Origin of the sequence: Aureibaculum sp. 2308TA14-22, from assembly GCF_040538665.1 — a bacterium.
GTDB lineage: Bacteria > Bacteroidota > Bacteroidia > Flavobacteriales > Flavobacteriaceae > Aureibaculum.
The window spans coordinates 846,385-870,948 of the sequence record NZ_JBEWXT010000001.1 but is presented as its reverse complement, the minus strand read 5'-3'; the positions used below and the strand labels follow the sequence as shown (position 1 = coordinate 870,948).

General features: G+C 34.5%; 14 protein-coding genes and 1 CRISPR repeat array. Of the genes, 5 read left to right on the top strand and 9 right to left on the bottom strand.

Features of this window, described 5'->3' with window-relative positions:
- The 5 genes from U5A88_RS03865 (at position 1) to cas2 (ending at position 8,812) form a co-directional block, all read left to right on the top strand.
- Positions 1-1,245, top strand: coding sequence for an ammonium transporter (locus U5A88_RS03865; protein ID WP_354203926.1), 1,245 nt, complete (start codon positions 1-3; stop codon positions 1,243-1,245).
- Between the two features lie 237 nt (positions 1,246-1,482).
- Complete coding sequence (gene gltB / locus U5A88_RS03860) at positions 1,483-5,994, top strand: glutamate synthase large subunit (RefSeq protein ID WP_354208126.1); 4,512 nt, start codon at positions 1,483-1,485, stop codon at positions 5,992-5,994.
- A 4-nt stretch (positions 5,995-5,998) separates the two neighbouring features.
- Positions 5,999-7,453, top strand: coding sequence for a glutamate synthase subunit beta (locus U5A88_RS03855; protein WP_354203924.1), 1,455 nt, complete (start codon positions 5,999-6,001; stop codon positions 7,451-7,453).
- 154 nt (positions 7,454-7,607) lie between these two features.
- Positions 7,608-8,492, top strand: a complete 885-nt coding sequence (gene cas1, locus U5A88_RS03850) for a type II CRISPR-associated endonuclease Cas1 (RefSeq protein WP_354203923.1) — start codon at positions 7,608-7,610, stop codon at positions 8,490-8,492.
- Positions 8,483-8,812, top strand: coding sequence for a CRISPR-associated endonuclease Cas2 (gene cas2, locus U5A88_RS03845; RefSeq protein ID WP_354203921.1), 330 nt, complete (start codon positions 8,483-8,485; stop codon positions 8,810-8,812). The genes cas1 and cas2 overlap by 10 nt, the downstream gene beginning before the upstream one ends.
- Before the next feature lie 307 nt (positions 8,813-9,119).
- A CRISPR array of direct repeats spans positions 9,120-9,616; the repeat unit is 36 nt; unit sequence AATATCGTGAATTCTAATCTTTAATCAAACCACAAC.
- 72 nt (positions 9,617-9,688) lie between these two features.
- Here the strand turns inward: cas2 and cas9 are convergent.
- From cas9 to U5A88_RS03800, 9 genes are all read right to left on the bottom strand, one after another.
- Positions 9,689-13,996, bottom strand: a complete 4,308-nt coding sequence (cas9, locus tag U5A88_RS03840) for a type II CRISPR RNA-guided endonuclease Cas9 (protein WP_354203919.1) — start codon at positions 13,994-13,996, stop codon at positions 9,689-9,691.
- A gap of 175 nt (positions 13,997-14,171) precedes the next feature.
- On the bottom strand, positions 14,172-14,795 hold the full coding sequence (locus U5A88_RS03835) for a class I SAM-dependent methyltransferase (RefSeq protein WP_354203917.1): 624 nt from the start codon (positions 14,793-14,795) through the stop codon (positions 14,172-14,174).
- Entirely contained in the window at positions 14,792-16,327 is a 1,536-nt protein-coding gene (locus U5A88_RS03830; RefSeq protein WP_354203915.1) for a serine hydrolase, read from the bottom strand. The genes U5A88_RS03835 and U5A88_RS03830 overlap by 4 nt, the downstream gene beginning before the upstream one ends.
- Before the next feature lie 256 nt (positions 16,328-16,583).
- A complete protein-coding gene (locus tag U5A88_RS03825; RefSeq protein WP_354203913.1) occupies positions 16,584-17,657 on the bottom strand; it encodes a phosphotransferase enzyme family protein in 1,074 nt (357 codons plus the stop codon).
- Between the two features lies 1 nt (position 17,658).
- Complete coding sequence (locus tag U5A88_RS03820; RefSeq protein ID WP_354203911.1) at positions 17,659-18,567, bottom strand: sugar phosphate nucleotidyltransferase; 909 nt, start codon at positions 18,565-18,567, stop codon at positions 17,659-17,661.
- A 35-nt stretch (positions 18,568-18,602) separates the two neighbouring features.
- A complete protein-coding gene (locus tag U5A88_RS03815; RefSeq protein WP_354203910.1) occupies positions 18,603-19,958 on the bottom strand; it encodes a Gfo/Idh/MocA family protein in 1,356 nt (451 codons plus the stop codon).
- 9 nt (positions 19,959-19,967) lie between these two features.
- Entirely contained in the window at positions 19,968-22,568 is a 2,601-nt protein-coding gene (locus U5A88_RS03810) for an alkaline phosphatase D family protein (protein WP_354203908.1), read from the bottom strand.
- 5 nt (positions 22,569-22,573) lie between these two features.
- A complete protein-coding gene (locus U5A88_RS03805; RefSeq protein ID WP_354203907.1) occupies positions 22,574-22,951 on the bottom strand; it encodes a hypothetical protein in 378 nt (125 codons plus the stop codon).
- Positions 22,952-22,978: 27 nt separating this feature from the next.
- Complete coding sequence (locus U5A88_RS03800) at positions 22,979-24,559, bottom strand: arylsulfatase (RefSeq protein WP_354203906.1); 1,581 nt, start codon at positions 24,557-24,559, stop codon at positions 22,979-22,981.
- Between the last annotated feature and the right edge of the window lie 5 nt (positions 24,560-24,564).

Sequence of the window (24,564 nt, the reverse complement as noted above, 5' to 3'; positions counted from 1 at the left end):
ATGGAATTATTAACAATAAACAACGTATGGATGATGATCTGTACAGCACTCGTATTTTTTATGCATTTAGGATTTTCACTACTGGAAATAGGTATGACAAGACAAAAAAATACATTGAACATCTTATTTAAAAATATATTTATTATTACCGTTGGGCTACTATTGTATTGCTTGGTAGGTTTTAATTTAATGTACCCAAGTGAGTTTAATGGCTTCATAGCATGGCCAAATTTTGGAATTGGACTAGGAGATATGCAGAATTCATTTACTAATGTGGACGGTTCTTTATACGGTGATGGAGGTTATACCTACTGGACAGACTTTCTTTTTCAAGGAATGTTTGCCGCAACAGCAGCCACCATAGTTTCTGGTGCAGTTGCCGAGCGTATTAAAATTGGTCCATTTATGGTATTTGTAATATTTTATGTGGGTATCGTTTATCCTATTGCTGGTTCATGGAAATGGGGTGGTGGATTTTTACAAACCCTTAACACACCATTTTACGATTTTGCAGGATCAACATTGGTTCACTCTATCGGTGGATGGGCAGCTTTAGTAGCTGTATGGTTATTAGGCTCGCGAATTGGCAAATTTAAAAACGGGAAACCACAAGCCATCCCCGGACATAACGTCCCGTTAGCGACAGCTGGAGTATTAATATTATGGTTAGGTTGGTTTGGCTTTAACGGCGGATCCGTACTTTCAGCTGACCCAGGTCTTACTTCTTTAACTTTGGTAACCACTTCATTGGCCGCAGCTTCAGGAGGTGTTTTAGCATTCTTAACTTCAACATTACTCTACAAAAACTATGATTTAACCATGTTTTTAAATGGTATTTTAGGTGGGCTGGTAGCAATTACAGCTGGTGCGGATGTAATGAGCCCTACAAATGCTATCGTTATAGGAAGTGTTGCCGGAACATTTATTGTATTTGGTGTTGCTTTAATTGATAAATTAAAATTAGACGACCCAGTTGGTGCTATTGCTGTACATTTAATCTGCGGTATTTGGGGTACATTGGCAGTTGGCATTTTTGGAGCCTTAGCAGGATGGTCTCAATTCTTTAGTCAATTACTCGGTATTTTAGTTTATGCTGTCTTCTGTATTATTACATCTTTTATTATCTTATTTACGTTAAAGAAAACGGTAGGTATTCGAGTTTCTCAACGCGAAGAACTGGAAGGTTTAGATGTTCACGAGCACGGCATGGATGCCTATCCTGATTTTAGATTAAATGAACATTAATAGAAGATAAAAATTTAAGTCAGTCAGTTTCTGAAATTTACACGGTTAAATGACTATTTAGCCGTGTATTACCCACATCCAAATTATCAATATCACAATTTTAGAACACTAACCATTATCATATTTAAATTTAAATCAGCTAATTTTTATTAGAACTGCATTATTTACATCTAAACCCTTATCTTACTGTGATTTTTATATCATTTTCTTTATTTTTGTAGATATAATTTAATGAAGATGAGAAAACAAGGACTATACTTACCAGAATTTGAACATGAAAACTGTGGAGCAGGATTTATTTGCAACCTTAAAGGAGAAAAAACAAATCAAATTATTCATGATGCTCTGGAAATCCTTGTAAAATTAGAGCATCGTGGTGGTGTAAGTGCAGATGGTAAGACGGGAGATGGTGCAGGTTTATTAATTGACATACCACATGAATATTTTCAAAGGGTATGTAACTTTGAGATTCCCAAGGTAAGAGAATATGCTGTTGGGATGGTTTTTCTTCCAAAAAACAGAAATCAATATAAATTTTGTAAAGATTCTTTTGAAACAGAAATTTTAGCTCAAGGTCTTAGCATTTTAGGTTGGAGAAATGTTCCTGTAGATGCTACACAGTTAGGAGAAATAGCTTTAGCTTCTGAACCTAATATCGAGCAAATTTTTATTGGTAAAACTAAGGATATTGACGAGACAACGTTTAAAGCTAAATTATATATGGCACGTAAAATTACCGAGCATGCCATACGGAAATCAAAAATGTCGCAAAGCGATTATTTTTATTTACCAAGTTTATCAAATACCACTTTAATATATAAAGGTATTATTATGCCCGAAGATATCGGTCAGTACTATACCGATTTACAAGAAAAAGATTTAGTGACACGTTTAGCTCTGGTACACCAACGCTTTTCTACCAATACCATGCCTACATGGGAACTGGCTCAACCTTTCAGGTATATGTGTCAGAATGGAGAAATAAACACATTGCGTGGAAATGTAAGTAGAATGCGAATCCGTGAAGAGATTATGAAAAGTGATGTATTTGGGTCTCAAATCGATAAATTGTTTCCTATCGTACTTCCTGGGAAATCAGATTCTGCCTCTATGGATATGGTTGTAGAGTTATTAACGCATTCAGGCCGTTCGTTGCCCGAAATTATGATGATGATGATTCCCGAAGCATGGGAAAAACATCAGACCATGCCTAAAGAACGTAAAGCTTTTTACGAATACAATGGATGTATTATGGAGCCTTGGGATGGACCCGCATCAGTACCTTTTACTGATGGTGATTACGTGGGTGCTTTATTAGACAGAAACGGATTAAGACCTTCAAGATATACCGTTACTAAAAGTGGCAAACTAATCATGTCTTCAGAAATTGGTGTAGTAGATATTGCTCCAGAAGATGTAGAAAGTCATGGTCGTTTAGAACCAGGAAAGATGTTTTTGGTTGATATGAACGAGGGACGCATCATTAAGGATGAGGAAATAAAAAGCAAAATTGTTTCGGAGAGACCATACAAAGAATGGTTAGATAAAACGAGATTACATTTAAAAGATATACCCTATAATAACGAAACTTGCCCAATTGAAACTATCGACATCAAAACAAGGCAGCGATTATTCAACTATACATTTGAAGACATACAAGAAGTAATCACACCAATGGCAATTGTTGGTAAAGAAGCATTGGGTTCAATGGGTATTGATACACCTTTAGCAGTTTTATCTGACAGACCTCAATTGATTTCAAATTACTTTAAACAATTATTTGCACAAGTTACCAATCCACCGTTGGACGGTATTCGTGAGAAAATTGTTACAGATATTAGCTTGAATCTGGGTAAGGACAGAAATATTTTCAGCATTACAGAAAGACAATGTAGAAAATTAAACATTCAAAACCCTGTAATTTCTAATGCGGATCTTGAAAAAATAAGATCTATTTCTATTGAGAGTTTTAAGGCAGAAACCATTCAAATTTTATATCCAAAAGCACAGGGGCTTAATGGACTTGAAGACGCTTTAGAAGACATCATTAAACAGGTTGAAAAAGCAATTACCAGAAAAACTAATATCATCATTTTATCAGATAGAGGCGTAAATCAAGAGTTTGCACCCATACCAGCTTTATTGGCGTGTTCTTATGTTAATCATCAATTAAACAGATTGCGTAAACGTTCTTATTTTGATATCATTATAGAATCGGCAGAACCTCGTGAACCTCATCATTTTGCTACGTTATTTGGTTATGGTGCAAGTGCCATAAATCCATATATGGTCAACGAAATTATCAGAATGCAAGTAAAAGAAGGTTTTATTACAGGCATGGATGAACAGAAAGCAGTCGATAATTTTAATGCAGCTATCGGCAAAGGGATTTTAAAAGTAATGAACAAAATAGGTATCTCTACACTACAATCGTATAGAGGTTCTCAAATTTTTGAAATTGTAGGTTTTAACTCTCAATTTGTAGAAAAATATTTTCCGTATACCGCTTCTCGGATTGAAGGAATTGGCTTGTATGAAATTGAAAAAGAAATTAATCAACGTTATAAAAATGCCTATCCTGACAATAAAATTGATAAAAAATTAGGGTTAAATATAGGTGGTGAATATCGATGGAGACGTAAAGGAGAACGCCACTTGTTCAACCCAACTACAGTTTCAAAATTACAGCAAGCAGTTCGATTGAGTGACCAAGCGAGTTATGATGTGTATGCCAAAGCAATCAATGAACAGTCAGAAAATTTAATGACAATTCGAGGATTGTTTGAGTTTGATAATTTAAATCCCATTCCTATTGATGAAGTTGAACCGTGGACAGAAATTGTAAAACGCTTTAAAACTGGAGCCATGTCTTACGGGTCAATATCGCGTGAAGCTCATGAAAACTTAGCCATTGCAATGAATCGTATTGGCGGAAAATCGAATTCGGGAGAAGGTGGTGAAGATAGGAAACGTTTTCAAAAAGATGCCAATGGCGATAGCCGTAACTCTGCTATTAAACAAGTAGCGTCAGGTCGTTTCGGCGTAACTTCCCATTATTTGACCAATGCTAAGGAGATTCAAATTAAAATGGCTCAAGGTGCAAAACCTGGGGAAGGTGGTCAATTACCTGGCGAAAAAGTATTGCCTTGGATTGCTGCCGCACGTAACTCAACCCCTTTTGTAGGTTTGATTTCTCCACCACCACATCACGATATTTATTCCATCGAAGATTTAGCCCAGCTCATATTCGATTTAAAAAATGCCAATCGTGAAGCGAGAATAAATGTAAAATTGGTTTCGGAAGTTGGTGTAGGCACAATTGCTGCAGGTGTCGCAAAAGCTAAAGCTGATGTAGTACTTATAGCTGGTTATGACGGTGGTACTGGAGCATCACCACTTACCTCTTTGAAACATGCTGGTTTACCTTGGGAACTTGGTCTTGCAGAAGCTCAACAGACTTTGGTAATGAATAAATTACGAAGCCGGATTGTAGTAGAATGTGATGGTCAGTTAAAAACAGGACGAGATGTTGCCATTGCTGCTTTATTGGGTGCTGAAGAATTCGGATTTGCGACTGCACCATTAGTAGCTTCGGGTTGTATTATGATGCGTAAATGTCATTTAAATACGTGCCCAGTTGGTATAGCCACACAAGATAAAGAGCTCCGAAAAAACTTTAGAGGCACACCTGAGCATGTCATCAATTTCTTCTACTACATCGCAGAAGAATTAAGAGGGATTATGGCTCAATTAGGTTTTAGAACCTTAGCAGAAATGGTAGGTCAAACACATAAAATAAATGCCAATAAGGCCATAAAACATTACAAAGCCAAAGGATTAGATTTATCTAGCATTTTACACAGACCTGCTGAATATAGCCAAATGACCGTTAAAAACACTGAACAACAAGTTCACAATTTGGATAACGTATTGGATTTTGAAATTTTAAAAGACTCTCATAGAGCATTGTACAGAAAAGAAAAAATGACCTTGCGTTACCCCATCAACAATATTAACCGTACAGTTGGGGCTATTGTGAGCAATGAAATTTCAAAAATATATGGACATTTAGGTTTACCAGAAGATACATTAAATATCAATTTTACTGGATCTGCCGGACAAAGCTTTGGGGCATTTGGAGCATATGGTTTAACATTTACCCTTGAAGGAAATACAAATGATTATTTAGGAAAAGGACTTTCTGGAGCAAAATTAATTGTAAAGAAACCTACAAAAGCAGATTTTATAGCTGAAGAAAATATCATTGTAGGTAATGTTTGCTTGTTCGGAGCCGTACAAGGCGAAGCGTATATTAACGGAATTGCAGGGGAACGTTTTGCCGTTCGTAATTCTGGTGCAACTTCCGTTGTAGAAGGAGTTGGGGATCATTGTTGTGAATATATGACCGGTGGAAAAGTAATTGTACTGGGTAAAACCGGACGGAATTTTGCCGCAGGCATGAGTGGTGGTATTGCATATGTTTATGATCCTGAAAACAAATTTGTTAATGGGTTATGCAATACAGAAACTATTGAATTTGAAGAAATTTTAGCAGAAGATGCTTCTAATTTAAAAGTATTGATAGAAAAACACGTACTATATACCGATAGTAAAAAAGGTCAAGAGTTACTTGCAAATTGGGAAACCAGCCTAACTAATTTTGTAAAAGTAATGCCAACTGAATACAAGCGTGCCTTAAAACGCTTGGAAACAGAAGAGCAATTAGTAGAAGAATTAACAATAGCATAATGTCATGGGAAAAATAACAGGATTTAAAGAGTTTGAAAGACAAGATGAAAAATACACACCCGTAAAAGAGCGTATAACACATTATAAAGAATTTACAGTTCCGTTAAGTGAATCTGATTCCAAAAAACAAGGTTCACGTTGTATGGATTGTGGTATTCCGTTTTGCCATAGTGGCTGTCCGTTGGGTAATCTAATTCCCGATTTTAACCATATGGTACATCAAGGCGAATGGAAAAAAGCATCATGGATATTACATGCTACCAATAACTTTCCTGAATTCACAGGACGATTATGCCCAGCACCTTGTGAACAAGCCTGTGTATTAGGTATTATTGAAGATCCTGTTTCCATTGAGAATATTGAAAAAAATATTGTAGAACGTGCTTTTAAAGAAGGATGGATAAAACCACAACCGCCAAAAACCAGAACGGGTAAAACTATAGCCGTTGTAGGTTCGGGCCCAGCGGGATTAGCAGCCGCTCAACAACTCAATAGAGCAGGACATACCGTAACTGTTTTTGAACGCGATGATGCCATTGGCGGGTTGTTGCGTTACGGCATACCGAATTTTAAAATGGAAAAAGGAATTATAGACCGCCGTCTGGCAATTCTTGAAGCAGAAGGTATTACTTTTAAAACCAATGTAAATGTTGGTATAAATTATAGTGTGGAAGATTTAAAAGCATTTGATGCCGTAGTTTTATGCGGTGGTGCAACCGTAAGACGAAGTTTACCAACACCTGGAATAGATGCGAATGGGGTAGTTCAGGCTATGGATTTTTTAACGCAACAGACCAAGGTATTATTTGGTCAAAAAATAAAAAACCAAGTAAAGGCTACCGATAAAAACGTAATCGTAATTGGTGGTGGAGATACGGGTTCTGATTGTGTCGGGACTTCCAATCGCCAAGGAGCGAAGTCTGTTGTAAATTTTGAAATTATGCCCAAACCACCAGGGCATCGTTCACCAACAACACCTTGGCCTTTTTGGCCATTGCAATTGAAAACTTCTTCTTCGCATGAAGAAGGTGTGGAACGCAATTGGCTTATCAACACGAAAGAGTTTATAAGAGACAAAAAAGGAAAACTTACCGCATTAAAAACTATAAATGTTGAGTGGAAAATGGTGCCTGGTCAACGACCTGAACTAATTGAAATTGAGGGTACTGAAAAAACTTGGCCCTGCGATTTGGCTCTGCTTGCACTTGGCTTTACAGGTCCAGAAGCTACCTTAAGCGAAAAATTGGGCTTAGAAACGGATGCCAGAAGCAACTACAAAGCACCAAAATACCAAACCAATGTACCCAACATCTTTGCCGCTGGAGATATGCGTCGTGGACAATCCTTAATTGTTTGGGCAATTTCAGAAGGTAGAGAGGCTGCTAGAGAAGTTGATCTTTATTTAATGGGAAAAACAAATTTAGCAACGAAGGGACAAGGGGATTTATTAACGGCTTAAGAAGGTACGAGGTTAGAGGTGCAAAGTACGAGAAAAAGTTACAGATTTCAGGTTTTTAAGTTTAAGGTTTGTTGGGTTTAAATTATAGGTATGCCCAATAGATTTTTATAAAATCACAGAAATCCTTTATATTTAAGGTTCAAACAACCCAATCATGCTAAAACGAACCTTATTCTTTGGCAACAAATGTTCGCTTACCACAAAATACGAACAGCTCGTCATCAAAAATTCCGAAAAAGAAACAACCGTACCCATTGAAGATATTGGGTATGTTGTTATCGAAAATCAAGAAACCTATATTTCCGTTCCGGCACTATCCAAACTCACGGCAAATAATGTAAGTGTTATTTTTTGTGATGAAAAACACATGCCCAAAAGCATGCTCTTGAATTTGGACGGCCACTATATTCAGCAGGAACATTTTAAAAATCAGGTAAATGCGACCGAACCATTAAAAAAACAATTGTGGAAACAAGTAATTAGGGCTAAAATAAAAAATCAGGCTCAACTTTTAAATGCACAGGACAGAAATTCAAACCCTTTAGAATATTATGCCTCAAAGGTTTTAAGCGGTGATAGTGATAATCGTGAAGGAGCGGCCGCAGCCTATTACTGGAAACATATTTTTGACTTCGATTTTAAAAGAGAACGCTATGGTGTTTACCCCAATCTGTTTTTAAACTACGGCTATATTATTTTAAGAGCAGCCGTTGCCAGAGCTTTATCGGGTAGTGGACTGTTAAACACTTTGGGTATAAATCACCGCAATAAATACAATGCTTTTTGTTTGGCAGATGATATTATGGAACCATTTCGCCCCTTAGTAGATGCCAAAGTAATTGAAATTATGGAAAACTATGATGAAGAAGCGTTGATAACGCCAATAAAGGCCGAGCTTTTAAATATATTGACCCAAACAGTTTATTTTAAGGATAAAAAAAGCCCATTAATGGTAGGGTTATCCACTACCACAAGTTCGTTACAACAATGCTTTTCAGGAAAGGCGAAAAAAATTATTTATCCTAAGTTATGGAATTAAACGGATATAGAATTATGTGGCTATTTGTATTTTTTGATTTACCGACCGATACCAAAAAAGACAGGCGGAACGCACAGCAATTTAGAAAAAACCTGCTCAAGGACGGATTTACCATGATGCAGTTTTCCGTTTATATGCGACATTGTGCCAGTAGCGAAAGTACCGATGTGCACGAAAAACGGATAAAACAATTATTGCCCCCTTTGGGCAAAGTGAGTATTTTACGGATTACCGATAAACAATACGGAAATATCATGAATTTTTGGGGCAGAGCCGAAGCCCCCAAAGACCCTCCGCCCATGCAGTTGGAATTGTTTTAAAAACAAAAATGCCCCAATCTTGCCTTATCACTGCAAAAAAGAAGCATTTTTTTAAACGATATTCTTCAATAAAACCTTAAATATCAACCACTAACGGCACAGCTAATATCGTGAATTCTAATCTTTAATCAAATCGATCAAAGGGAGATTCACAAACACACCGCTTTAAAATTTATATGCGGTGTTTGTAAACCACATTTAAAACAAAAAAATGCCCCAATCTTGTCTTATCACTACAAAAAAGAAGCATTTTTTTTAAACGATATTCTTACTAAACACATCAATATCAGAGGCTAACGGCACAGCCAATATCGTGAATTCTAATCTTTAATCAAACCACAACGGAATCTTTCTCCTTTTGTACTGTGGACAAAATATCGTGAATTCTAATCTTTAATCAAACCACAACAGCTTGCTTTATTTGTTCTGCTCTTTTTTTAATATCGTGAATTCTAATCTTTAATCAAACCACAACAGGGAGTGCATTATAAACATTGTAAGCCTGAATATCGTGAATTCTAATCTTTAATCAAACCACAACATCTATCCATTTATAAAATGTGCGTGTTGAATATCGTGAATTCTAATCTTTAATCAAACCACAACGAAGGTCTGTTTATATAAACAATAAAAGATAATATCGTGAATTCTAATCTTTAATCAAACCACAACTCTAATTGACTGGGTATGTTCAATTGAAAGAATATCGTGAATTCTAATCTTTAATCAAACCACAACAATACCTACGCCATCAGTATCAGGATTAAAAATATCGTGAATTCTAATCTTTAATCAAACCACAACGCTCGTTCCTCGCGTTGTGGTTTTAGTCGTTTAATAACTAGAATACTTTATGTCAATGAACTTACTTAATTCCTACAAATCTAAAAACTTTATCTTTCCAGTAGGTGATATGTAAAAATCATAACCTTCTACAAGACAATCAAAACTATTAACACCAATTTTTATCCAAGGATATTTTTTATACTCGCCTATGTTTTTTCCACCTTTCATTCCACTTTTTAAACCCATAAATTTCGTTAATACCTTCTTTTCTCTTGCTTCAGAATGATGCAATAATTTTATTTCAGCAGATTTTTCAACATCCATTTGCGTAATTTGAAATAAACGTTCGAGCAATTGCGTCTCATCCATTTCGTACAATTCATCAGGGGACTTGTCATAACCTAAAACCATTTTTCCTTTTGTTAAAACATACTTTAAAGGATTATTATTTTCATCTTTTTCTGGTGCAATTGGATATATTTCATTGTTTTCATTACTTCTTTTAAAATAACTGCCAGCATCTAAATTATTAATTAATAGATTGGATCGTTTTACTTTTCCATTTGCATCAATCCCTTCATAAATTGCCATGCAATAATTACTGTCGTTTTTAGCAAAAAAATATTGCTTGTGTTCATGTCTTGATATATCACGATGCCTTTTTATTTCTAATGGCACTTTTACATCTTTTGTAAAGTATCGAATCTTTTTTATTGGTATTGGATTGCCGTTTTTGTTTGGTAATACATAAAGTCCATTCTCAATCTTACTTGATAGTACTTTTATTTGATCTCTTATTATCTCTTCTTCAGTGTCATCTACTTTATTAATTTGCTTTTTTAATCTTTCAATTTCTTTCTTTATTGTTTTTTCTTGTTTTCGACCATTAGTAACAATTTCTCTTATTCTGTCGTCAACAATGTTTTTTAAGTCTGTATCCGAAAAACTATCCAAAGGTTTTCGTAATACGTACTTAATAACGTCTTCTGTTTCCCCTTTTTTATTAGTTTCTTCTCTTTTTATTGCACCATAAAAACTTTCCTTATGTAAAGCACCTCTAACAGTATCGCCTTGTTGGTATTTAATTTTTCCTTTTTTGTTTCTTTGAATAATGCCACGTTTACGAATGGCTTTTTTACTTTGTATAGGTAATACATCTGGTGTATGATGACTTATTAATGTATTATCATCAAAATTTTTAACATCGTAGTTAAAACCCTTCCATGGTATTCGATGTTTAAATGATGGCTTTGGCTTTCCGTAAAACTTATAATCTTCGTAATTATGATAATATTCTGCTAATGCATCGTTAATATCTTTAGAGCAGCACGCCACAACTACAGCATCTTTTGCATGATGTGCATGGTTAATCCGTTCTTTTTTATCTAATCCCCAAATATCTCTTAAATTAGACGTTGTTTTCCCCTTTACAGGATATACTTTTGTAAACAATGATTTTAAAAACAAATTTCCGTATTTGCTAATAATACCAATATCTACAGACTGACTATTCTTAAATCCTCTAGGGATTTCAGTCATTGTAAAAGTTTTATACTTATGCTTTAAGTCGTTATATTCAAAACGAAGTTTTGTTCTTTTTTGGATGTAACTGTCTCGATTCTCTTTTGTGGTTGCTGCTCTTACTTTTTTAGTAATACTTATAATTTGATTTTCTAAATTTTTATATTGTGCATACCAATGGTTAATTCTTGGCATGATGTCTTCATGGTTTTTACATTCTGTTGGTATTTTATCTTTTTTAACATCTCTATTATATATTGAACAACACAGCGTTTTATTAGTTTGCGAATTATCTAAACTTTTACTTCTTGGAATGGTGTGTTCTATATCGAATTTTGGATTTGAGCCAATAAAATCGCAAATACTTATTGTTTTACCTGTGTAAAGGCAAATTCTATTTTGCTCAAGCCAAAGTTGGTATTTTAAAACCTCATCTTGAGACGGTTCAATGTCCAATCCGCAATCTTCTTTATAGAGTTTTTTTATGGCTTCTATATATTCCTTTTTATTATTTTGAAGGTCGTTTTGCCATTGTTTTATAGCCACTCTTTCGTTGGCACTTTTTAGCTCTCTTGCCATTTCAATACGCACAATCGTGTTTTCGTCAATGGCATCATCCTTTATTAATTGGTTAATCACTTTACGCAATTGATGAAGTGTACGCATTGCCATCGGGTTTTTAATAGAAGATATAAGCGGACTTCCTAAATATAGTTTACCATCTGTATCGCTGCGTTTTGCTTTTTTATAAACTTCTATGGCAGATGGGTGGTAGAGTTTTTTCAAACTATCTTCACTAATATTAAAGTTGTCTCTTAAAAATTCTTTTACACGTTCATCTAATGTTTCTTTTTTTAAGAATTGACCTCGACCTGAATTTAATTCCATTTGAGTAGAGAAGAGTTCAAAACTATCTTTTAAAATAGTTACTTTTTCTTCTTCTGAAAAGGAATCCCAACGTTGTAAACCATAATAGTCTTTAACATTTTTATCAATGTCTTTTCTATAAGCTTCAATAACAAAACCGTTCTTATTGTTCCAAGTTTCTTTTTTATTTTTATTAGCTATTACTCCATTTACTATGTCAACTGTGCTTCTATAGGCATTATAATTCTCTATTATTGAAAACACTTCATTATTTATAACTTTTCTATCATCTTCATTTTTCCAAACATCTTGTGGTAAAACTGTTTTCATATTTGCTAAAAACACTGCATGCGAATACAGCAAGCCTTTTTCTAAATATGGTAAAATGTTACGAATAGCTTTCAAACTTAGCGAGCCATAATCTTGTTTCAGTTTTATTTTCGAAAATTTTGTAGCCACTTTTTCATCACATCCTAAATAATCGATAACAAATTGTTTCAATTTTTCGGTTTTATCGAATCTGAAAAGCACATGCCAAATAGCATCAATTATTTGATGTTCTGTTTTACTAGAATTGTCCTTATTCTTTTTGTTAAAATTCTGAATTAAATAGATTTTCCAATCGTTTCCGAAAACAGACATCAGATTTGAAATTGTTGGACAACCACTCACATTTGTATAATTTCCGAAGTTGAATAACACATCAAACTCTTTTGCGTTTTTGTCTTTATAATAACCAGATGTTACATATTTTGGTGTTAACTTTTTTGTTATCTCGTCGAAATCAAAATTTGGTTTAGATTTTCTATAAAAAAGAGGTTCTATAATTAGCTTTTCGTCGGTATTCAAAAATCTTAATTTGTCTTCTTCCGCCGACTTTATTTTTATTGAATTAATAAAACCGTACATTCTAAACAGTTCAAAATCTGGATGCGAAATAGGTACACAAGCCTTATCATTTTCCAATGGACATTTTGCAACTAATCCTTTTTGAGACTTTAGTGGTCTTTGGTAAAAGATAGCGTTTTCAATAGCTGCCTTTAGTGCAATTGGTAAATTTTGTTGATCGCAAATAGCATGAAATTCATGCAAATAATGTTCTTCACGATGCGTATAATTATTTCTGATTCTTTTTCCCTCCTTATGTAAACCATAAAAATATTCTCCTAATGTGTTACAATTTGCCCCTTCTATTTTTGCAGACAAATCACTAATAGCACTTTTAACTTTGCCTAAAAATTCTTTACGATTTAAGCGTTCTAGTAATTTCTCTTTTACAGTGTCGAATTCTTTATTTGAGTTTTCTTTTAAAATAGATTTAAATGCTCTACCTAAAGTAAACAAAGCTTTACTGTTGGCTTCTGTTTTATCATAAGTTTCCAAAAAAATATCATACGTTTTTAATAGTTCTTCCGAAGTATTGGATTGCTGAATAATCTCTTCAATTTCACTGTTTTTTTCCTCGACAATAGAATTATCTGAAGTATCTAACCTATTGCTTAAAAAACCTCGTCTTTGGGCTATATGATAAAAGGCCCTGCCTAATTCATGTCTATCACTTGCCTTACTTAAATCAAGCTTTTGAGTTGCAGCTTTAAAACGAAATACATAAGGGTTTTTGATTTGTTTTTTTCGTTCAATTTTATCATCTTGATTATCTGTGCTTAACCACAATCTAAATTCGTTATTTTTAGGATATATTTTCTTATACCTCCAAAGTTTTAATTCTTCGTCTGATACATTTGGGCACAAATTATTATCAGATAAAATTTTTAACAACTCAAGCTTTCTTAGTTTTCTTCTATATTTTAATTTTCTGCCACTTCTATAATCTGTTCGCTGTGCTGCTTTAGAACTTTCACTACTTGTTTTTGCTTCAATATTTACACCTTCGGTAAATATTCTTACGCCTTTATCAATTAGAGTGTAATCTTTTTCACTCTTTTCTTTTTCAACAATAGCCCAACCAATACTGTTGGTACCTAAATCTAATCCTAAAATTTTTGACATTGTGTTTAGCTTTTAATAAAACTTGGGTTAAAGCAATAAATTTAGAAGAATTAATTGAAATTTACAAGAGTTTTTATATATTTGAAACAGATTAAAATTTCTAATCTTTAATCTTATCACAATAAGGCTATATGCCGTAGATGAAAATCTTTAGTCCCGCTTCGGTGGGACTTTTTTATGCTATTTTTTCAAACACACAAAAAACAAAATTCTGGGTAGTGTCAAACGGTGTTTGATGGTTTGAGGTAAAACATTCTAGATTTTTAAAAGACGTTTTGAATTGATTTGACAATTCTTGTTCTGAATACTGTTTGATTTCAATTCCGCTACATTTTTTAGGTCCTTTTTCGGAAAATGTTCCAAGAATCAGCAAACCATTTTTTATTATATTTTTATTGGCAATTGTTGTGTAATGGCTAATATCATTTTCGCTTGTTAAAAAATGAAATGCGGCTCTGTCGTGCCAAACATCGTATTTTTTGGTCGGTTTAAAATGAATAATATCGGTAACGATCCATTTCACCGCTTTTGCCTTTTCGCCCAATCTCTTTTTGGCTTTGTTAATGGCTTTTTCCGAAATATCCAATACCGTAATATGTTCATAGCCCAACTGCAGCAAATAGTCCACCAAAAAACTATCGCCGCCGCCAATGTCAATTATATTGGCATTTTTAGGGATGTTGTATTTTTTGAAAAACGACAACGAAGTTTCAGGGTTTGGTTGGTACCAACTTACTTCATCCAAGTTTTTGGTCCGATAAATGGTTTCCCAATGTGTTTTTCTGTTGAAACCTTTCATTTTACCTTATATGGTTTCAGCTCTTCAAAGAAAATATCATCATTGGGTACATCAAAATCAATTCTCAAAACTTTTAAATTGTTATCCAGATTAAATTTTACAGTTCCAAAATTAAACCAAGCGTGCTTTTGGTTCCAGTTGATTTCAAAAACATCAAAATGCCAATGGGTCAAGGTAGCGGAAAGATCGGGCGAATGTTCAAAATCCATTTGTAGCTCATCTCCTTTTTTGGAAATGGTGATGTTGCCGTAAATATCGCTTTTATAAGTGCCCGTATAGCCATTGAGTTCCAAAGACGGTACGGTATTCGTTTTTCGTTTCGCTTTTCTATCACTTATACGTGTATCTTCTTTTTGATTTTTATTTCGGGCCTCTAACATCTTGGCAGACCAATCAACGATTTCAACGCCCAAAAATTGATCCAAGCCATAATAGGTTGCTGCCATAATCGGGCTTTTCATACCATTGGTTAACACTACGACACCAAGGTTCTTATCGGGAATCAACGTTATTGCCGTAATCATTCCATCGTAACCGCCAGTATGCCCTACCCGTAAATTGCCATGGTAATCGCTCAGGCCCCAACCTAACCCATAACCATTAAAATGACGGTTAAAATCGTTCTTTTTGGTATGGTCTATGTAATGATTATTGTGAGGTCTCCATACCATATTTCTGGTATTTTTTGAGAATAACGTGTCTGTACCATTAACACCGTGATTTAAGTTTAAAATCATCCATTTAGAAAGATCATTTACATTGGAAATTATGCCTCCCAAAGCACCAATTTCTTCCCAATTTACCCAATCAATGGGAATATTTATATCGTCCTCCCTCCCGTGTGGAGTTGCAAAATCACCAACACTTTCTAATTTATTTGGGTTAGTAACTGTTTTATCCATACCTAATGGATTAAAGATTCGTTCTTTAACATTTTCTGCCCAAGATTTGCCCGTAATTTTCCGGATTACCTCTCCAGCGGTGATGTACATTACATTAGAATAGCCATAACCGGCTCTAAAATCAAAAGCTTTGGGCACAAACTTTACTCTTTCTACAATTTCCTCAGCACTTAAATCAGACTTGTACCAAATTACATCTCCACTAAAAGTACCTAAACCCACACGATGACTTAACAAATCTCTAATGGTCACATTGGCACTAACCCACGGGTCGTAAACGGCAAAATAAGGCAGGTGGTCTTTTACTTTATCGTTCCAACTGAGTTTACCTTCTTCTACTAACATTCCTAAAATTGCACTTGTAAACGCTTTGGAATTGGAAGCAATAGCATAGTTGGTATTGGCATCAGGGGTATCTGATTTACCTATTTTCTTGACTCCATAACTTCCGGTAAAAACCAGTTTGCCGTCTTTTACAATTCCGATAACAGCACTTGGCACATCCCAGTCTTTTACCATTTTTGCATAATATTGATCTAGTTTTTTAAGATTTACTTTTGGGGATTTCTGGGCAACAGAAGCAGTACAAATTAAAGAAAATGTGATAAAAAGAATTAGTAATTTTTTCATTGGAAAAGATTTAGTTTTAAAGAATTGGATAAAGTTAAACTTTTTCAACGAAATTTTTAAAATCCAGGTAGGAAAGCTGGGTAGATAATTGTTATATAACCAAACAACAAAATCATGAAAAAAATTTCTAATGCATTCGGGCTATTACTAATTCACCTAACCAATTTACCATTATTCTTTTTATTGTTTGTAACAGGGCAGAATAAGGAAATTGACCGTTTGTTTTCTATAGCAAAAAAATCCGTTAAAATCTTAATTATACCTTTTCAGGTTCAAAGTATTTTTCAAAACTTTCAATCAGTTTAAATTGATTTTTCGAACGATTTAGATTATGCTCAGGGTACTCTGTTTTGTAATAAATGTCGTTATTCAAATAATCGGTTAGAAAACGTAAAGCCATAATAAAAATCATGGTTTTTGCCCCTAATGGTAAATACTTCTTTTCTAAAGCCGTGAGTGAAGACCCAATTTCTTCTAAAAAGCCTTTAGCATAAGCGTTATAATATTCCAAATTAAAATTTACCAATTCTAATTTTTTTTCATCTTCCGCAGCCGTGTTACAAATTGTTCTTATCGCATCACCAAAATCATAGTGAATTATGCCGGGCATTACCGTATCCGTATCAATTACACAGAGCCCTTTATTATCCATATCAAACAAAGCATTTGATATTTTAGTATCGTTATGTGTAACTCTTAATTTAATTTTACCTTTGTCTTTTAGATGCTGCAAAATGAGCATTTCCTCTTTTAACTCTTCAACTCTTTTTAATAAACTTTTAGCCTTCTCCAATCGCTCTGAAGAAGCTACTTTTAAAGCATCTTCAAATTGTCTAAACCGGAACAACATATTATGGAAGTTAGGAATGACTTCTGTTAATTTTGCAGCATCAAAATCACTCGCCAAGTTTAAAAAATTACCGAATAATTTTCCGCCTTCATAAGCTATTTCTTTTTCTTTTACTGTTTCAAAAGTTTGACTCTCGTCAATAAAAACCATCATGTTCCAATAATTTCCATCTTCATCAATATGATAAAATTTGCCATCTTTTGCATTTACAAATGACAGTACACTACGCTCGATTTCCGCATCAGAAACATGTGTTAGTTTATTGGAAATATGCCTACTGACATTTACTTTGTTAGAAATAAGCCCAGGAACATCTTTAAAAACAATATGGTTAATACGCTGCAACACGTAATACGGTTTTTGAGTTGTTTTTACAAGGTAAGTATCATTGATGTGTCCTGAGTTCAATTCTGAATAAGATTCAAATTTGGCTCCATGTTCAAACTGGTCAAATATCGAGATTAATTCTCTATGTTCCATTTTAAAATAATTGAATTGGGTATACTGTAGCAGCCTTTAATTTAGCAATCGCTTTTTGCACTAATTCTTTATCTTCTTTATAGGTTACACCAAACCATTCAGCATCAGACTTTAAAACTCTCACCTTTGCTTTTTTAGATTCTATAATATGGTTAACCACAAGCGGAATAAAAAATTCTGCTTTTAGATTGGTTTTATTTTCTTCTAGAAATTCATTAAAAAGGGCATCTCCAAATTCAAAATACTTAGGAGTAAATCCCCAAAAATTCATAGAAACTACAGTATTTTCATCAATAGGAATAAATTTTTCAGAATCGTTCTTTCGCTTCAAGCTACCGTCAATTTTTTCGATATGTGTACGCTCTACAACCGAAGTTAGATAACCATCTGTATTAACTTGACACTCGCCTCTAGACACAAAGCCGTAATCAGAAACTGTATTTTTTAATAAGTAACCCATCATACTGAACTCATAAGAATTTTTATCCGTTTTGGTCAAATACTCGGCCATAACTTCAAATGCCTCTTTTCCATAAAAATCATCGGCATTAATAACGGCAAAATTTTCTGTAACAGCACCTTTTGCCATTTGTAAGGCATGAGCCGTTCCCCAAGGTTTTTTTCTACCTATATTTTGATAGGCTTCGGGTACATTTTCAATTTCTTGAAATACATATTCAACTTCAGCTTTACCATTTAATTTTTCATCAAATGTTTTCTTAAATTCTGTCTCAATATTCTTGCGGATAATGAATACAAATTTTCCAAAACCTGCTCGTAAAGCATCATAAATTGAAAAATCTAATATTGTATCGCCTTCTGGCGAGAATGTATCCAGTTGTTTTAATCCTCCGTAACGACTACCTATACCAGCCGCTAAAATTACTAGCATGGGTTTATTTTTATGCATTTATGTTTGTATTTAATAAAATACTAAAATACAAATTAATACGTATCTTTCATCCAATTATAAGGTTGTCTTTTAATCCAATTACCTCTAGTAAAATCCGGAAAATCTTGTGGTTCTCCATTATTTTCGATAGATAACTCAGAAAGTGGTGTAATAGCACTCCATGCCGCAGCATCATAAGCATCCATAGGAGGAGCGATATTCTCCAAAGCGGATTTTACAAACGAATTAATTACAAAAAAGTCCATACCTCCATGCCCAGCACCCAAAGCATGTTCTCCATATTTTTTCCATAAAGGATGGTCATATTTTTTTAACCATTCTTTAGAATTGTCCCAAGCATGTGGTTTTTTAGATTGACCTTCTATGTAAATTCTATCACCGTCTTTTTCCCAAAGCCCTTTAGTACCTTGTACTCTAAAACCTAACGAATACGGTCTTGGTAAGTGTACATCGTGTGTTACAATAATAGTTTCTCCATTGGCAGTCTCTATGGTTGATGTAATTACATCTCCCATTTTAAAGTTCACCTTTGCATTGGGATGGTCTTTACCTCCATGCTCCACAATATAGTTGTGCATCCCTCGGCTTTTTGTGGCGTGCGAGGTCATTGAAACAAATCGGTTACCTCTATTAACATCGCACATTGCCGCAATCGGACCAACACCATGTGTAGGATATACATCTGCATTTCTTAATACCGAATGTTGTGTACGCCATTTAGATTCAGAAATACCTTTTTCTCCAAACTCCACACCTTTCCCATAGGCTGTTTTTCCGTCATTTAATGTTACAAAACGTAAATCGTGCTGATAACCGCACCTAAAATGTATCATTTCTCCAAACACATTTTGTTTTACCATATTCAGTACTGCCAACACATCTCTGCGATAATTCACATTTTCTAAAATCATTAAATGCGAGCCGGTTTGTTCATGCGTATTTACCAAATCCCAACATTCTTCTAGCGTATTGGCAGCAGAAACTTCCAGACCCGTATATTTCCCTGCTTTCATAGCATCAACAGCCATACGTGTGTGCCAAAGCCAAGGTGTAGCAATTATTACCGCATCCAATTCTTTTAACTCCAATAAATTTCTATAATCATAATCATTTTTGCCAAAAACCTGTGCCTTTGGATGTTTATGCTTTTTAATGCGTTTTTCGGCAATTTTTATTCTTGCTGGGTCAATATCGCAAATAGCTGTAATCAAAACATCATCACGCTGTAATAAATTATTAAGATGGTTGGTGCCTCTGAGACCAACCCCAATTAAACCTACTTTTAGTTTTTCTCTTTTACCGCTAAAACCATAAGTTATATTAGGCATCACGGAAATTCCCGCTCCTACTATTGCGGTCTTTTTTATAAAATTTCTTCTTGAATTCATAATGTAATATTATTTATTAAAATTAAAATTTATTGGATTATTACCTGGAGAAACATTCATTTTAGTCTGCCAACTATTGGTATCAGGCTCACCAATTTTAATAGTATATTTTGTTGATTTATCAAATATTTTAGGGGTATAAGAACTGCCCTTTATTCTTAAAGAATAGACAGTCTTGTTATTCGATTCATTGATGATTTTAACTACAGGATTTTTTAACCCATTGATTTTAATTTCGGGCAAAAATGCTACAGCTTTCTTACCAAAATTTTGTTCTTGAGTTATGGAAATGGGCCAACCTGGATATTGCTCTACTTCACCATTTTGAGGCTTAGCTTGCCTTGGCCAACATTCCAAGGTTATTTTCCGTTCTTTTTTATTTAATCTGACAATACCGTATCCCGCTGCCCTATCATAAATTCTTTCAGGCTTTAGGCCTGTAAATAATGGGTTAGAAACTGCATAAACCGTCATTTTATTACCAAAACCATCTTCTATCTGTCCTGTATATTTTGGCATATCAGGTTTACGGTTCTTACCACCTTCTGCGGGATACCATCTTCTGGGCCAATGATTGGTGATAGAAGGTACACAAAATGCAAAACCACTATCGCTCCAATTATCCACACCATATTGAATAGTGCTTCCTAAATGTTGATCTCCGGCCAAATGAAATGCAAATCCTTTCCTAACAGTTTCCACTGCTTTATTCCGACCCGTTTGTGGCCAACCATTAGAATCTAAATCTGATACTGGCCTATCATCTGGGGGATAATCTCCCTCTTTCATAATCCTCAATGTTGGAATAATTGCACCGGACATGGCTTCTTTGGGTAAGGTAGCTACATTTGCAAAAATGGTTTGTGATAGCAATACTTTCATTTCAGCTCGATAGCTCCAATCTGTTGACCATTTATCTAAAAACAATAATTGTCTATCACCTAATAACTTTGCCCCGGAAACATCTCCATCTTTTTTCATGTTAAATGACTTGTTCTGTGCCCAACCGTTTTGAATTTCTGCTTTTGGCAGTAAACCTTTAGGTGCCGATTTGAATTTTCTATCCTCTAAAATGGCAAAGCTAATATCTCCATATACCATATCTGTGTAATAAGTACCTATATTTTGAGCAACTGGTGTAGGGTCAAAAGGATCTGGCAAATGACTAGTCTGTGTTCTTTGCACCATATTTACCCATTCAGGTGGCATTTTGTAACCACCAGCATCCTGAGCTTTTGCTCCCTGCCCATAATCAGTTGGTGTGGCTATACCCCCAGCTCCCCAAATATTCCCATGATATACATCATGGTCATCGGTAATTGCAACGGTAGGCCTGTCCTTTAACAAATCTCTATACGCCCAACCATACATGTACCACTTACGTAGATAATCCAACATGGCTTTATCAATTGGCGAGCGTTGTACACCAAAACCACCATTAGGCTCATAAATTTGATCTCCAGAAAAAAACAAAACATCAGGATCATGATATTTAACTTGCTCAAAAATATCAGTATTTGGAAAACCTTGTTGGTCATTTCCTGTAAAGCCCGCAATTACAATTTCATCCTTTTCAATCGGGTCTTTACGGATAATACCTTCCCAATAAAATGTTTCTTTAGGTTCCTCCCCTCTATCCAGGTCATACACTAACCTATATTGTTTATCAATAGTAGTATCCCAATTTTCAATTTTAAATGTGGAGGTTCTAGCATCATTATCAATTGCTGATTCTCTTATGGTTTTCCAATTAACAGCTTTTTTTATTTGAAGTTTAACTTTTTCCTCTTTAATAATAACTGGTGCCATTTGGACAGTAAGCTTTAACGTGTTTTTAGACAAAGTATATTGTGAGAATAAAATGGGTCCAAACTTATATTCGTTATTTGTTTTAACTTTCGAACCTAAAATTTTCCAATTTTTAAAAGATACACTTGCTTTATTGGTTTCATCAGCTTTACGCTTGCCTTTATAATCACTGACTAAAACTAAATTCCCATTTAGTTTATTGGAATCAACGCCTATTAATTCAATTTGAGAGATAGCGTCATCTGAATCACTTTTGTAAAGTGAAAGCTGTAATATATATGTGTCTTTTTCAAAAACCAAATTAACATTCAATCTGGCACCATTGCTTAAAATATTTTGAATGTCTTTTTTAACCTGATTGTCTTTAATTTTATCAATAAATAAATTACCATTGGTAGTTACTCCTAAATTTAACCCCTTACCAAAAATGGCATTATCTCGATAATCATTAAACTCTCCCTTAGACCCTATGCTAAACCCTATCCAATTCTTGTTGTCTTCATCTTTTAAATTCAAAGCCTTTAGCTGAACACTCATTTTTAAATTACCAGCTACGGTATCTATTTTTTTAGTCAAAACATGTACATTTCTATTAGGCTTACTTACCAAACATATGAGCTCTCCGTTTTCTATTTGCCAATCTTGCAATGGATTAGACCAATATTCAGGACCTATAAAAGTTCTCGCTTCTGAAGAGTTGAAATTGCTTTTAAAAACAATATCTTCAGTTGAGTCCTTTCTACAACTAGCTACAAAAATTATCAACACTAAAAGAAGGTATTGAAGAAAAAATCTATTCATTATAATTATTTTTTAAACTTAATATGTATTAAACAAAACAATGCAAGTGGCACTGACCAATTTGACGCTCTTTCTACAAATTGCCATATTGATTCACCAGCCAATGGTCTTATCAACGCAGTAGAAAATGTCCATAAAAAAGCCCATAAAACCACATATTTATAAGGTTTTATAAGTATTGTTATCGCTACTAGCACATCCAACACTCCAATTATTACAATCACTTTTTCAGCGGTTTCTATCGAAAACCCAACAAACTCTAAATACTTTATCCAGCTAGGGTTGCTTTGTATAGCAAAAATGCCATGTCCTAAAAATGTCATACTAACGGCTATTCTCAATAGCCATTCCATAGATTTAATCTTTCCTAATTTTGCGGACATAAACAACAATTAAATTCCAAAGATTCACTATTCTTCTTCCGCAACAAGACCGTTCTCTATCAAAGGTATCCTAAACCTTTCGATCTCGCTATCTTCATGCTCTTCAGAAAATATTTTTGCCGCTTTTTCCAATATTTCTGGATGTTTTTCTGCAATATTGTTTAGTTCCTGAGGGTCTTCTTTTAAATTATACAATTCTAATGTGGGTTCTTTTTTCTTGTTCTTTAAATTTTGGCGGATTACTTTCCAATCTCCCATTCTGATCGCTACTTGACCGCCGTATTCAGGAAATTCCCAGAATAAAAATTCATGTTTTTTCTGTTTATCATTTTCTCCTAAGAGGGTGGGTAAAAAGCTAATACCATCTGTATCTTCAGGCCTCTTTTGCCCTGTAAGCTCTGCAACTGTTGCCATTACGTCATAATGAGCAGAAATTAAATTCGTTTGAGTTCCCTCTTTTATGTGACCTTTCCAACTGGCAATCATAGGCACTCTTATACCTCCTTCGTAAACAAATCCTTTTCCTCTACCGTATTCTTCACCAAATTGCCCCGAACTGTTAAAATATGGACCGTCCGTACCACCAGAAAACGTAACACCATTGTCAGACGTAAATATAATTAGGGTATTATCATAAATTCCCTCAGCCTTTAATTGGTCAATTAATTTGCCCACGTTCTCATCTAGGTATGAAATCTGAGCAGCATAGCCCGCTCTTGGATTTGGATGCGGAAAATAACCTCTATTGCCTAAATAAGGTTCTTCTTTTCCAAATTTTTCCTTGTAATAATCTACCCAACGTTGCGGTGCTTGTATTGGGTTATGCGGTATGGGACTTGCCCAATAGAGGAAAAACGGTTTCTCTTTATTTTCATCTACAAACTTAGTAATCTTATCAAACATCAAATCCGGTGCGTAATCGTTTAAATTGTAATTAGCATAACTTTCTGGATCATTGGGGTTGGCACCTTTAGCCAATTTAGTATTCGGGGCAATAGTATCGTTATTTAAATACACACGATTTTCATTTTCATATAAATGTACCGGATAATAAGTATGAGCCTGACGTTGGCAGTTATAACCGTAAAAATAGTCGAAGCCCATTTTGGTTGGTATGGCGTCAGTATGTGGAGCTCCCAGTCCCCATTTGCCTACAATGCCTGTGGTATATCCAATTTCCTTTAACTTTTTAGGAAACAATGATGTGTTACTAGGGATAGGTCTTTGACCTTCTAATGTAGAATCTTTAATCATTTCTTTATAATCCCATACTTTGCCACGTTCTCGCCACTCATCATTACCACGTATGTAAGCACGACCTGAATGCTTTCCAGTTAACAGCATATACCTTGCCGGAGCACAGACTGGGGCACTAGAATAGTGCTGGGTAAATAACATTCCGCTTTTGGCTAAACCGTCAATATTTGGAGTTTCTATTTTTTCTTGACCATAAGCTCCCAACTCTCCATAACCCAAATCATCTGCCAAAATATAAATAATATTGGGATAATTCTTTTTTACATCTTCTTTCTTTGCTTCGGGTTTTTCTTTGCACGAAAAGAACAATACGCTAATTGATAAAACACAGATTTTAATTATAGTCTTCATTGGTT